Annotated in this window: 10 protein-coding genes; 2 read left to right on the top strand and 8 right to left on the bottom strand. The window is 59.1% G+C overall.

Features of this window, described 5'->3' with window-relative positions; genetic code table 11:
• Nucleotides 1-9: 9 nt before the first annotated feature.
• From AO065_RS01670 to AO065_RS01650, 5 genes are all read right to left on the bottom strand, one after another.
• On the bottom strand, nucleotides 10-1,116 hold the full coding sequence (locus AO065_RS01670) for an ABC transporter ATP-binding protein (protein ID WP_004884892.1): 1,107 nt from the start codon (nucleotides 1,114-1,116) through the stop codon (nucleotides 10-12).
• Between the two features lie 31 nt (nucleotides 1,117-1,147).
• Entirely contained in the window at nucleotides 1,148-1,981 is an 834-nt protein-coding gene (locus tag AO065_RS01665; RefSeq protein ID WP_004884895.1) for a carbohydrate ABC transporter permease, read from the bottom strand.
• Between the two features lie 10 nt (nucleotides 1,982-1,991).
• Complete coding sequence (locus AO065_RS01660; RefSeq protein ID WP_004884899.1) at nucleotides 1,992-2,924, bottom strand: carbohydrate ABC transporter permease; 933 nt, start codon at nucleotides 2,922-2,924, stop codon at nucleotides 1,992-1,994.
• Between the two features lie 75 nt (nucleotides 2,925-2,999).
• Nucleotides 3,000-4,322, bottom strand: coding sequence for an ABC transporter substrate-binding protein (locus AO065_RS01655; protein WP_004884902.1), 1,323 nt, complete (start codon nucleotides 4,320-4,322; stop codon nucleotides 3,000-3,002).
• A 239-nt stretch (nucleotides 4,323-4,561) separates the two neighbouring features.
• Nucleotides 4,562-5,467: an AraC family transcriptional regulator gene (locus AO065_RS01650; RefSeq protein ID WP_004884903.1), complete on the bottom strand. Its 906-nt coding sequence runs from the start codon at nucleotides 5,465-5,467 to the stop codon at nucleotides 4,562-4,564.
• 129 nt (nucleotides 5,468-5,596) lie between these two features.
• Here AO065_RS01650 and cobF point away from each other — a divergent pair, with 129 nt between their 5' ends.
• Nucleotides 5,597-6,376 (top strand): precorrin-6A synthase (deacetylating), encoded by a 780-nt coding sequence (cobF, locus tag AO065_RS01645; RefSeq protein ID WP_004884905.1) that lies wholly within the window; start codon nucleotides 5,597-5,599, stop codon nucleotides 6,374-6,376.
• A gap of 21 nt (nucleotides 6,377-6,397) precedes the next feature.
• Here the strand turns inward: cobF and AO065_RS01640 are convergent, their stop codons facing one another.
• From AO065_RS01640 to AO065_RS01630, 3 genes are all read right to left on the bottom strand, one after another.
• Entirely contained in the window at nucleotides 6,398-6,949 is a 552-nt protein-coding gene (locus AO065_RS01640) for a BRO-N domain-containing protein (RefSeq protein WP_004884906.1), read from the bottom strand.
• Between the two features lie 414 nt (nucleotides 6,950-7,363).
• Nucleotides 7,364-8,695, bottom strand: a complete 1,332-nt coding sequence (locus tag AO065_RS01635) for a glycosyltransferase (RefSeq protein ID WP_004884908.1) — start codon at nucleotides 8,693-8,695, stop codon at nucleotides 7,364-7,366.
• Nucleotides 8,682-9,047, bottom strand: a complete 366-nt coding sequence (locus AO065_RS01630) for a response regulator (RefSeq protein WP_004884909.1) — start codon at nucleotides 9,045-9,047, stop codon at nucleotides 8,682-8,684. Before AO065_RS01630 ends, AO065_RS01635 begins: the two co-directional genes overlap by 14 nt.
• A 331-nt stretch (nucleotides 9,048-9,378) precedes the next feature.
• On the opposite strand from AO065_RS01630, the gene AO065_RS01625 reads away from it, so the two are divergent.
• Nucleotides 9,379-12,885, top strand: a complete 3,507-nt coding sequence (locus tag AO065_RS01625) for a response regulator (RefSeq protein WP_004884911.1) — start codon at nucleotides 9,379-9,381, stop codon at nucleotides 12,883-12,885.
• Nucleotides 12,886-12,906 lie beyond the last annotated feature (21 nt).

Here is a 12,906-nt window from a genome sequence, read left to right as displayed (position 1 = left end):
CTCCAGGACTCAGGCGGCAGCGGTCTGCAGGGCTTTGGGGATCACCAGACCATCAGCGTCAAACAGGTGGCAGTGGGCACTGTCCAGATGCAGGTGCAGCGTCTCGCCATACTGGCTGGCCAGATCACCACGAATACGCATGGTCAGCGCCTCTCCCGAGCGGGTGCGCACGTGGCAGAACGTGTCGCTGCCGAGGCGTTCGCTGACATCGGCAATCACCTGCAACTGGCAATCGCCGCTCTGGGCGATGTCCAGGTGTTCGGGGCGGATGCCCAGCGTCACCTGAGCGCCAACCGCCAGACCTGCGCGGCTGACCGGCATGCTGACCGTGGTGCCCGCGTCCAGCTCGACTTGGCAACTGCCGCTGTCGATCCGGCTGATCCTGCCCTTGAGGAAGCCCATTTTGGGCGTGCCGAGAAAGCCTGCCACGAACAGGTTGGCCGGGTGGTGATACAGGTCCAGCGGAGAGCCGACCTGTTCGACCTTACCGCCATTGAGAACCACCACCTTATCGGCCAGAGTCATCGCCTCAACCTGATCGTGGGTCACGTAAATCATGGTTGCCTGCAGCTCTTTATGCAGGCGCGACAGCTCCAGACGAGTCTGCACGCGAAGCGCGGCGTCGAGGTTGGAGAGCGGTTCGTCGAACAGGAATATCTTGGGGTTACGCACGATGGCGCGGCCAATCGCGACCCGCTGACGCTGACCGCCGGACAGCTGCTTGGGTTTGCGCTCAAGCAGCGGTCCCAGCTCCAGGATCCGGGCGGCCTCATCGACTTTCTTCTTGATCTCGTCCTTGTTGCCGCCAGCCAGATCCAGCGCGAACGACAGATTCTTGCCAACCGTCATGTGCGGGTACAGCGCGTAGGTCTGAAACACCATCGCCAGATCGCGCTTGGCCGGGGTCACCTGGGTGATGTCGCGGCCATCGAGCTCGATGGTGCCGGAGGTCACTTCTTCCAGGCCTGCGATCAGGCGCAGGAGGGTGGATTTGCCGCAGCCCGACGGACCGACGAAAACCACGAATTCACGGTCTTTCACATCCAGGTCGATGCCCTTGATGATCTGGTGACCGTCGAAGCCTTTTTGCAGATTTCTGATGCAGAGGTTAGCCATGATGGACTCCTTTTTATTCTGTAGGCCGGGGCTATTTGACGGCGCCGAACGAAAGACCGCGAACCAGTTGTTTCTGGCTGATCCAGCCGAAGATCAGGATCGGCGCGCATGCCAGCGTCGAGACAGCCGACAGCTTGGCCCAGAACAGCCCTTCGGGACTTGAGTAGGATGCGATCAGCGCAGTGAGTGGCGCAGCGGCAGACGAGGTGAGGTTCAGGGACCAGAACGCTTCGTTCCAGCACAGGATCAGCGAAAGCAGTGCAGTGGAGGCCAGGCCACCCTTGCAGATCGGCATCAGCACGCGAAAGATTTCCTGACGGGTGCTGGCGCCGTCCAGACGCGAAGCTTCGAGAATTTCGCCCGGAATGTCCTTGAAGTAGGTGTAGATCATCCAGACCACGATCGGCAGGTTGATCAGCGTGTAAATAATGATCAGCGCCAGCCGCGAATCCAGCAGGCCAAAGGTTTTGGCCAGCAGGTAGATCGGCATCAGCACGCCCACGGGCGGCAGCATTTTGGTGGAGAGCATCCACAGCAGCGTGCCGCGGGTGCGCTTGGTTTCGAAGAACGCCATCGAGTAGGCCGCCGGAATGGCCACCAGCATGCTCAGGATCGTCGCGCTGAACGAGATCAGCACCGAGTTCCAGGCGAAGTGGAAGTAGTCACTGCGCTCCTGAATGTGCAGGTAGTTTTCCAGCGTCGGTGTGAAGAACAACTGCGGCGGCGTGGCGAAGGCGTCGATCTCGGTCTTGAAGCTGGTCAGGACCATCCAGAAGATCGGGAAGAAGATCAGCGCGGCGATGAGCCAGGACAACGTCCCGAGCAACAGGCTTTGCAGGCGGCGTGATTGTTTGAGCGTCATCATGGCAAGGCCCTCATGACTTGTCGGTGAGGTTTTTGCCGATCATCCGGATCAGGATGATCGCTGCGATGTTGGCGATGACCACGGCGATCAACCCGCCTGCTGACGCCATGCCGACGTCGAACTGCAGCAGCGCCTGGATGTAGATCAGGTAGGCCAGGTTGGTCGAGGCAAAACCCGGACCGCCGTTGGTGGTGGTGAAGATTTCAGCGAACACCGACAGCAGAAAGATGGTTTCGATCATCACTACGACCGCAATCGGGCGCGCCAGGTGCGGCAGGGTCAGGTGCCAGAAGATTGCAATCGGGCCTGCGCCGTCGAGACGTGCCGCTTCTTTCTGTTCCTGATCCAGTGACTGCATGGCGGTCATCAGGATCAGGATGGCGAACGGCAGCCACTGCCAGGACACAATAATAATGATCGACAGCATCGGGTAATGGGCGAACCAGTCGATGGGCTCGGCCCCGAAGAACTTCCACACCGCCGCCAGCACGCCGGAAACCGGGTGGAAAATCAGGTTTTTCCAGATCAGCGCGCTGACCGTCGGCATGATGAAGAAGGGTGAGATCAACAGCACCCGCACGATGCCGCGACCGAAGAACTCACTGGCTTCCAGCAGCGCCGAGATGAGCACGCCGAGGATCACACTGATCGCCAGCACGCTGCCTACCAGCAGCAGGGTGTTGCCTGCGCCGGGCAGAAAGCCGCTGTCGGTGACGAAGTATTCGAAGTTTTCCAGACCGACGAATTCGTTGTCGCCGGGAGACAGCAGGTTGTAGCGAATCAGCGAGAAATAAATGGTCATGCCCAACGGCACGATCATCCACACCAGCAGCAGCGCGACGGAAGGGCTGACCAGAAACCAGCCCGGTTTGAAACGACGGCTTTTGATCGGGGGCAGTTCGCCGGACGCGTCCGTACGATCAGAAATGGCTGAGGTTTTCATGGGGGCTCCCATCGGATATCACAGAATCTTGATGCAAGGACGGGAGAAATGGATCTCCCGCCCTGCAGCGTGCGGTTACTTCTTCGGGTAGCCCGCGCGCTTCATGTCGCGCTCTGTGGAGGTCTGCGCGTTTTTCAAGGCGGCGTCGACCGAGGTCTGGCCAATGAGTGCGGCCGAGAACTGCTGGCCGACACTGGTGCCGATGGCCTGGAACTCGGGGATCGTGACCAGTTGGATGCCGACATAAGGCACTGGCTTGAGGGTCGGTGTCTTGGGCGTCACGGCCTTGAGCGATTCCAGCGTGATGTTGGCGAACGGCGCCGCTTTCTTGTACTCATCGCTGTAGGTCGAAGCGCGGGTGCCTGGCGGCACGTTGGAGGCGCCATCTTTCTCGGCCACGAGCGCGGCGTACTCTTTAGAGGTCGCCCACTGGGTGAACTCGGCAGCGTCCTTGGCATTCTTGGCGCTGGCAGGAATGGCCAGGGACCACGAATAGATCCAGGATGAACCCTTGTCGGTCACTTCATGCGGCGCGTAGGTGAAGCCGACGGTATCGGCAACCTTGCTTTGAGTCTTGTCGGTCACGAAAGAACCGGCCACGCTGGCGTCCACCCAGATGGCGCACTTGCCGCTGTTGAACAGCGCGAGGTTTTCGTTGAAGCCGTTGCTCGACGCGCCCGGTGGGCCGGATTGCTTCATGGTGTTGACGTAGAAATTCAGCGCGTTCTTCCATTCAGGCTGATCGAACTGCGGTTTCCACTGCTCATCGAACCAGCGCGCACCAAACGAGTTGGCCACGGTGGTGATCAGCGCCATGTTCTCGCCCCAGCCGGCCTTGCCGCGCAGGCAGATACCGTACTGTTCCTTGGATTTGTCAGTCAGCTTGCCGGCGAACTCGGCGATCTGGGTCCAGGTCGGACGCTCGGGCATGGTCAGGCCTGCCTTTTCAAACAGGTCCTTGCGGTAGTAGGTGATCGAGCTTTCTGCATAGAACGGCAGAGCGAACAGTTTGCCGTCGACCGACAGACCGTCACGCACCGAAGGGAATACGTCATCGAGTTCGTAGCTGGCGGGCAGGTCTTTCATTTCCTGCAGCCAGCCCTTGGCACCCCACAGTGAGGCTTCGTACATGCCGATGGTCAATACGTCGAACTGACCGCCCTTGGTGGCGATGTCAGTGGTCAGGCGCTGACGCAGGACGTTTTCTTCAAGCACCACCCAGTTGAGTTTGATGTCCGGGTGCTTTTCTTCGAAGGTCTTGGAGAGGCGCTGCATGCGGATCATGTCGCTGTTGTTGACCGTGGCGATGGTCACGGTTCCGGCAGTGGCGGTGCCACTGACCATGAAACAGGTGCTGAGGACGGTACTGGCAAGCAGAACTTTTGCTGAGGTCTTCATTGATCACTCCTCTTCCACGCCCAGAGAGCTGCAGAAGGCAGGTTATTGTTTTTGTCTCTTCCGGAGGAAGGAAGATGTGCACTGATTACAACGGCGTTCGCGATGAAAGACAAATCCTGCACCGCACTGCCACTGATACTTTTTTGCAGTGAGTCTGCAAGCGTGCCTGCGCCGCGAACGCCCAGTCACAGGCGTTGGCGATGTTTGAGCGTAGACGATGGGCGAGGAGGCGGGGCGAATCAGTACAGGTTTTGTTCGGTCAGACGCTGGACGGCCAGGCGCCGGTAATGCGATGGCGTCATGCCCTTGAGTTGCTGGAAACGCCGGTTGAAGTTGGAAATGTTGTTGAAGCCGGACTCGAAGCAGACGTCGGTCACAGGCTTGTCGCCATCGGCCAGCAGCTCGCAGGATTTGCTGATACGCAGGCGATTGACGAACTCCACGAAGCAACGGCCAGTGGCCTGCTTGAAGACTCTGGAGAAATACGTAGGCTTCATGCCCAGGTACTCGGCGACTTCTTCCAGCGGCAATTCCCGGCTGTAGTTGGCGAAGATGTAATCCACCGCCCGGTTGGTGCGGTCGACGCTGTGCTCGTCCGCCGAATGAGTGACCGCCGTACCGGAGAGCAACTGGTAGTCATCGCTGGCCGCCAGCAGTTCCAGCAGGATGAAGAAATGACCCAGACGGGTGATGCCATTGGAGTCGGCGATTCGCTGCATCAATCTCATGGCCTGACGAATCGTGCGCTTGCAGCGAAACTCGATACCGTAGCGGGCACGCTCCAGCAGCGGCGCCAGGGTTCTGAGTTCGGCGAAGACCTGATTGCCGCTTTCCAGCAGCTCGTCGGTGAAGTTGACCAGCATGTCGCGCTTGGGCACGACTTCGTCTTCATCGATCTGACTGATCCAGTTGTGCGGCAGGTTGGGGCCGGTCAGGAACAGGCTGGCCGGGTTGAAGTTGCCGATGTAATCACCCACGAAGACCTTGCCGGAGCTGGCGACGATCAGGTGCAACTCGTATTCCTTGTGAAAGTGCCAGCGCACCAGCGGGCAGGGAAAACCGTGCTCGCGATAAATGATCGACAGGCCGTTATGGTCGTCCATCAATTCATAGGAAGGATCCGCAATTCTTGTTGTTTTACTCATGGCGTGGCCGTTTGCAGTGGTTGCCAGGGCGTTAATGTGCCTCATTTTTCAGATCATTGCCCGACCGACGCCGAAAAAACGCTTAGGATCAGTCACTCTTCACAGCAGTCATTGCAGGAGCGGGACGCGATGAAACAGATTCTTTTGATCGGCATGGGGGCTGGCGATCCCGAGCAGATCACGGTTCAGGCTATCAATGCCCTGAACCGGACGAACGCAGTGTTCCTGCTCGACAAGGGCTACGCCGACGACGATCTGCTGCTATCGCGCAAGACGATGTGTGAGCGATACATCACTCACACCGACTATCGGCTGGTGCAGGTCCAGGACCCGCGCCGCGAAGATGATCCCAGCGGCTATGAACGCGGCGTCGAGCATTGGCACGAGCAGCGCGCCATCCTGTTCGAGCGCCTGATCGCCGATGAGCTTGGCAAGGACGAGACAGGCGCGTTTCTGGTCTGGGGTGATCCTGCGCTGTACGACAGCACCCTGCGTATTCTCGACCGGGTGCTGGCGCGGGGCAGGGAAGTCTTTGAGCATCAGGTCATTCCCGGCATCACCAGCGTGCAGGCGCTGGTCGCCAGTCATCGCATACCGCTGAACCGCATCGGTGAACCGGTGCTGATCACCACAGGCCGTCGCCTCGCAGCGAGTCTGGATGATGCACCGGAGAACGCGGTGGTGATGCTCGACGCCCATTGCACATTCGATCGTTTCATCGGCAAAGGGCTGGATATCTACTGGGGCGCCTACCTGGGCACCCCGGACGAGATACGGGTGTCAGGCAGGCTCGATGATGTGTGCGAGCAGATCAAACAACTGCGCGCCGAGGCCCGGCAGCGCAAGGGATGGGTGATGGATACGTATCTGTTGCGCAGACCGTGTCCCCCGACGGAGACGACAGACTGACCGTTCAAGGAACAACAGCCTTCAGGCCCTGAATCGCGCGGATTGCGTCATCAACCGTTTCCACCAGGGGCCTTTCTCGGGCGCTGAGTGTGAAGCTGTCTGCACCTGAACCAGTTCAGGCACGTCGCGCAGCCTGATCCACAGATCGTCGTGCCATTGCAGGGTGCTCAGCGGGCGTCCTTGCCAGCGCATCTGGCAGGATTCCGGATGGTCGAAATCTTCGCGATGCCGGGCGTGCAAGGCAGGCAGCACGTCCTGAACCAGCCACTGACGCAGAGCGCGGTTCTCGGGAACGTAATGGTGGACGAGCATGGCGAACACAGCGGATTCGCTGAGCAGCAGGCAACGTTCCCACTGCTGGTGGGTCTGCAGCCACGCCGTGCGGGACTGATCGGCATCGAGCTTCAGCGTAGAGCGTTCGTCCAGGCGCTTGCCCATGAGGCGGGCAAGGTCTGACAGCGGAAACCAGGCCTGAGCACCGATCATGACGGCGCGCAGCATGCGGTGATGGCGGATGAAGACCGTGGGTTCGAGATAGTCGGTGCAAGGGGAGGCGGGGTGTGGCAGGTCCATGAGTGAAAGCTCCTTTGAGTAAAAGAGCTGCCCGGCGTCGTCAAACGCAGTGGGTGGCAGCTGTGCGAAGGTTGACGAACCGGCCTTCACTCAAGCACACCGGCAGACCCAAAGGTCTCCGACGCACAGCCGCCATGAAGTCACCTTGAGCACAGGAAGTGCAAAGGCAACATGCAGCGCGATTGCGAATGAAGGTTCGGATCGTCAAATCCGGTCACTGTTCTGCAGCGACGGCGCACCTTAAAGCCGCAAATCGACACGCGCAAGCGGTCAGGATTTTCTCGGAAACTTCATACGAAGGAAAGGGAATTGTCGCTACTACCAGACGACTTTCAGGCCGCCACGCGGTGCTTGAAGCGTTAAAGAACGCATGCAGATATTGGGCGACTGGGCACCCTGATATCTACAAAATACTCAAACCTTGCGATTCTTCGCCTCGATCCACTGCGCCATGTACTTTGTGCTCTTGTGGTGATGGTGCCGCAACATCGAACCTGTGAAGTTGGCCAGTCGATGGCCTGGCAGATCGCGGCGCAATATGTCGATGCGTTGCATCAGGCTGGCGCAGTGCTGTTCGTGACGGTAACGCGCTTTCAAGAGTGCCCGGCCAGCTGTCTGTGCTTCTGACCACAGCGCTCGACTCTGATACAGGCGGACCGCAGCGTCAGCGATCTGCGCGGGATCGGTCTCGACGATTCCGGGCCACGGCAGTCCGCCGCTCATGGCCTCGGCACCGATGGGTGTCGTGACCGATGGCGTACCACACAGCATGGCGTCGATGAGCTTGCCCTTGATGCCGGCGCCGAAGCGCAAGGGTGCCAGGCATACACGTGCGCTGGACATGACCTGCAGCGCATCCTCGGCCCAGTTCATGATGTGGAAACCTTGCGCCCCGTTGTGCAACGCCGTCGCCTTGGGGGGTGTGTAGGCACCGTAGATATGCAGTTGCGCCTGAGGCAACTGCTGGCGAATCAGCGGCCAGATGGCGTTTTTCATCCAGAGCACCGCATCCCAGTTCGGGGCGTGGCGAAAGTTGCCGATACTCAGAAAGTGCGCGCGCTGGTCGAACGGCCGGGCAGTCTGTGACGGCTCATCGAGCATCAGCGGGCACCAGTGCAGCAACGATGCAGGCATGCCGAATGATTCGGTCAGCAGCTCGATTTCCACGTCCGAGGTCATCAGGTTCAGGTCGCATCGGTACAACGACGCGATTTCACGCTGGGCCAGATCACCGCCAGCCATCAGGCTGAACAGCTCTGCATCGCACGGCTCGAATAAATCTGAAGGGGCGGTGCCGGACTCGTCGTTCAGCAGGTCTTTCAGCCGTTGATGGCGCGCGTGGCGCAGGCTCTGCAGGTCAGAGGTCTCCAGCACCCGCAAGGCGTCAGGACATTGCTGTTCGACACGCCAGCCGAACTGTTCCTCGATCATGAACTGATCGAACAGCACGACGTCGGGCTGCAGTTCGCCGACGAACGTATCGAAGCTGCTGTTGTTGAGTTCGATGCGCACTTCGGTGATGCCCAGGCTGACCAGGTCGGCGCGGTGTTCGCCTTCTGTGGCAGGGCTGGCAAACGTGATCTGCCAGTCATGCTCAAGGAAACAGCGAATCAATTGCATCACATGGCCGCTGGCCGCAGATGAGCGCGGCTCTGGCCAGACGTAACCGATAATCAGCAGGCGCTGGCTGGATTTATCGGCAGATGGGGAAAGGCTGTCGGGTGCGTCGATATCAATGCTGGTCAAGAACGCTTTTTACCTTGTCGCGCAAATCATCGATGGAGAACGGCTTGCCGATCGAATGCATGCCCGCAGGCACTTCGATGTTTTCCGAGTAACCGCTGGCGAACAGCACCGGCAGCGAAGGGCGCAGCTCTCTGGCTTTTTTGGCCAGCTCCGTACCTTTCAGATCGGGCAAGCCCTGATCGGTCATCATCAGGTCGATGCTTCTGGTTTCATCCTTGATGATTTCAAGCGCCGTCATTGCATCTTCGGCTTCGAGCACGGTGTATTCCAGCTCCTCGAGAACGTCGACGATCAGCATTCGCACGATAGTGTCATCCTCGACCACAAGAATGGTGCTGGGTGCGTCCGGCATGGTTGACTCCTTAAAGCCTGAAGATAAAGGTGGTGCAAAGGGCGCAGAACGTTATGCGCCTTGCCGGACATTTCAAGGCCGGTGACCCTGACGTGCCCGCTATTCATACAGTCCCTGTATCAGTAAATAAAATGCATGCAGAAGTTCAATCTGTCGCGGTTCCAAGCACACCAGCATAGCAATCTATGGCGTAAGAGCCATGCTTGCTGATGCGCAGGAGCTTATCGCCGATTTATGTGTGAAATTTCAATCCTCTATGTGAGAAATGAGAGTCTTTTTCACGGGTTTACGGCAAACTCTACGGTTTTGATCCAACCGTCAGGGATTTTTCATGAATCGGACGTCTGTTATCGATGAGCAACGGTTCCGCAAACTGCTGGGACGTAACGTCGGCCTGCCTTTGGGCGTCGGCGTTTTAAGCGCAGTTTTCTTTATTCTGTTGATCAGCTATCTGCTGTCGGCCATTCAATGGGTCGAGCATACGGATAGGGTCATCAACAACACCAATCGCTCGATGAAGCTGTCCATTGATATGGAAACCGGCATGCGCGGTTTTCTGCTGACCGGTGATCAACATTTCCTCGACCCCTATGAAGTGGCCAAGCCTCTGCTGACGGCGGAACTTCAAGGGCTTCAGGCATTGGTGGAAGACAACCCGACTCAGTTGGACCGCTTCCGGCGCCTGCTCACCCTGCAGGAGGAATGGAATGCCTTCGCTCTGGAGATGATCAAACTGCGCCGTGAAAACGGTGATTACCAGACGCCAGTCCTGGCCGGACGGGGCAAGCGCATCACCGACCAGATCCGTACCGAATACGATCAGGCCGTGGAGATGGAGCAGCAACTGCGCCTGACCCGCAACGCCGAGGTCACCCGCAGTACAGTCATGTCTGTCGCGCTGTACCTGGTCTTCGTCGTTATCGTCAGTGGCATCCTGGCGTGGGTCGGTCGTCGTGACCTGATGGCGCTGTCCGACACTTACAGCGAGAACCTCAGGCAGCAGGAAATCAATGCTGAACGCTTGCAGAAGGTCGCGTGGCTGCGCAACGGGCAAAGCGAGCTGGCAGAGCATGTGTTGGGTCAACTGACTTTGGGCATGCTGGGCCGCAATATCCTGCAGTTTCTGGCCCGCTATCTGGGGGCTTCGGTGGCGGCGGTCTATGTGCGTCAGGAACACGGCGGCCTGGTCCGCGTGGCTTCTTATGGTTTTTCCCGCGAACAGGAAGAGCGTGACCAGACCATTCACAGTGACGAAGGTATCGTCGGCCAGGCGGCGCGACAGGATCGTGTCATCACTTTGAAAGATGTGCCCGTCGATTACTTCAAGGTCAGCTCCGGTCTGGGTGACGGCTCGCCACGCAGTGTGATCGTGGTGCCGACCAGCAACGACGATCAGGTCAACGGCGTGATCGAGCTGGGTTTTCTACACGCGCTGACCGAACAGGATGTCGAATTCCTCGAACTGATCTCCGACAATATCGGCACCTCCATCGAGGCGGCGCGTTATCGCCAGCGTCTGCAGGAAGTGCTGGCCGAGACGCAACAGCTCAACGAAGAGCTGCAGGTGCAGCAGGAAGAGCTGCGCACGGCCAACGAAGAGCTCGAGGAGCAGTCGCGGATTCTGAAGGAATCCCAGGCGCATCTGGAAACCCAGCAGGCCGAGCTTGAACAGACCAACGAACAACTGGCCGAGCAGGGCCAGGCGCTGGCCGATCAGCGCGACGCGCTGGACCGCAACAACGAAGAATTGAATCAGGCGCAGGTCGAATTGCAGGCCCGCGCCGATGAGCTGCAGCGCTCCAGCAAATACAAGTCCGAGTTCCTGGCCAACATGTCCCACGAGCTGCGCACGCCGCTCAACAGTTCGCTGATTCTGGCCAAACTGCTGGCCGAGAACCCGACCGAGAATCTGACTGCCGAGCAGGTCAAATTCGCCGAGTCGATTTATTCGGCGGGCAATGACCTGTTGAACCTGATCAACGACATTCTGGACATCTCCAAGGTCGAGGCCGGCAAGCTGGAAGTGCGGCCGGAAAACAGCAGCGTGTCGCGCCTGGTGGACGGGTTGCGTGGGCTGTTCCAGCCACTGGCGACCGAGAAGCGTCTGCAGTTCACGGTCGAGATGCAGCCCGGCGCACCGACCATGCTGTACACCGACCGCCAGCGTCTGGAGCAGATTCTCAAGAATCTTCTGTCCAACGCCATCAAGTTCACCGAAACCGGCACCGTCAGCATGATCGTGTCGCGTCAGCCCGGTTCAGGCATCGCTTTTACAGTGCGCGACTCTGGTATCGGCATCGCTGAAGAACATCAGCAGAGCATCTTCGAGGCATTCCGTCAGGCGGATGGCACCACTAACCGTCGCTACGGCGGCACCGGGCTGGGCCTGTCGATCTCCCGCGACCTGGCCGCGCTGCTGGGCGGTTCGATCAGCGTGACCAGCGCGCCGGGGCAGGGCAGCATCTTCACGCTGGTGTTGCCGGAGCAGTACGTCGAGCAATCCACCGAGGCGCAAGGCGCGAACATCGCTGCCGTGGTATCGACGCCGGTCATGCCGGCGCCGACCGTTGCCAGACCTGTTGTCGAGCCGGTTGTCGTGCCGGACGAGGCGATTCCGGTCTTCGACGATGACCGTGACAAGGCGCCGTTCGACAAGCGCTGCATTCTGGTCATCGAAGATGAAGTGCGGTTTGCGCAGATCCTGTTCGATCTCGCTCACGAACTGGGCTACTACTGTCTGGTCGCCCATGCGGCCGATGACGGCTTCAATCTGGCCGCGCGCTTCACGCCGGATGCGATTCTGCTGGACATGCGCCTGCCGGATCACTCGGGCCTGACGGTTCTGCAGCGCCTCAAGGAGCTGGCGCCTACCCGGCACATTCCGGTGCACGTGATCTCGGTCGAGGACCGTCAGGAAGCGGCCTTGCACATGGGCGCCATCGGTTATGCGGTCAAGCCCACGACCCGCGAAGAACTCAAGGACGTGTTTGCAAAGCTGGAAGCCAAACTGACCCAGAAGGTCAAGCGCATCCTGTTGGTCGAAGACGATGCTTTGCAGCGTGACAGCATTGCGCGTCTGATCGGCGATGACGACATCGAGATCACGGCGGTAGGTTTCGCTCAGGAAGCGCTGGATCTGCTGCGCGACAATATCTACGACTGCATGATCATCGACCTCAAACTGCCTGACATGCTCGGTGACGAGTTGCTGAAGCGCATGTCTACCGAAGAAATCTGCTCATTCCCGCCGGTGATCGTCTACACAGGGCGCAACATGACCCGTGACGAAGAAGCCGAGCTGATGAAGTATTCGCGCTCGATCATCATCAAGGGCGCGCGCTCGCCGGAACGCCTGCTCGACGAAGTGACGCTGTTCCTGCACAAGGTCGAATCCCAGCTTTCCAATGAGCGTCAGAAGATGCTCAAGACCGCCCGCAGCCGCGACAAGGTGTTCGAGGCGCGCAAGATTCTGGTGGTGGATGACGATGTGCGTAACATCTTCGCGCTGACCAGTGCGCTGGAGCACAAGGGCGCGGTGGTCGAGATCGCGCGTAACGGGCTTGAGGCGATTGCAAAACTCAATGAAGTCGAAGACATCGATCTGGTGCTGATGGACGTGATGATGCCGGAGATGGATGGCTATGAGGCGACCATCGAGATCCGCAAGGATCCGCGCTGGCGCAAGCTGCCGATCATTGCGGTGACGGCCAAGGCGATGAAGGATGATCAGGAACGGTGCCTGCAAGCAGGTTCCAACGATTACCTGGCCAAGCCTATCGATCTGGATCGATTGTTCTCGTTGATTCGCGTGTGGCTGCCAAAAATGGAACGTATTTGAATGCGCACGGCCAAACCGGTC

The organism is Pseudomonas viridiflava, assembly GCF_001642795.1.
In the GTDB taxonomy this organism is placed as follows: domain Bacteria; phylum Pseudomonadota; class Gammaproteobacteria; order Pseudomonadales; family Pseudomonadaceae; genus Aquipseudomonas; species Aquipseudomonas viridiflava.
This window is presented reverse-complemented; position numbering and strand designations above follow the sequence as displayed.

Bases quoted from the DNA above. Each gene is read 5' to 3' on its own strand.
- cobF (WP_004884905.1), top strand. From the start codon at position 5,597: ATGAAACAGATTCTTTTGATCGGCATGGGGGCTGGCGATCCCGAGCAG.
- AO065_RS01630 (WP_004884909.1), bottom strand. From the start codon at position 9,047: ATGCCGGACGCACCCAGCACCATTCTTGTGGTCGAGGATGACACTATC.
- AO065_RS01640 (WP_004884906.1), bottom strand. From the start codon at position 6,949: ATGGACCTGCCACACCCCGCCTCCCCTTGCACCGACTATCTCGAACCC.
- AO065_RS01665 (WP_004884895.1), bottom strand. From the start codon at position 1,981: ATGATGACGCTCAAACAATCACGCCGCCTGCAAAGCCTGTTGCTCGGG.
- AO065_RS01625 (WP_004884911.1), top strand. From the start codon at position 9,379: ATGAATCGGACGTCTGTTATCGATGAGCAACGGTTCCGCAAACTGCTG.
- AO065_RS01670 (WP_004884892.1), bottom strand. From the start codon at position 1,116: ATGGCTAACCTCTGCATCAGAAATCTGCAAAAAGGCTTCGACGGTCAC.
- AO065_RS01650 (WP_004884903.1), bottom strand. From the start codon at position 5,467: ATGAGTAAAACAACAAGAATTGCGGATCCTTCCTATGAATTGATGGAC.
- AO065_RS01655 (WP_004884902.1), bottom strand. From the start codon at position 4,322: ATGAAGACCTCAGCAAAAGTTCTGCTTGCCAGTACCGTCCTCAGCACC.
- AO065_RS01660 (WP_004884899.1), bottom strand. From the start codon at position 2,924: ATGAAAACCTCAGCCATTTCTGATCGTACGGACGCGTCCGGCGAACTG.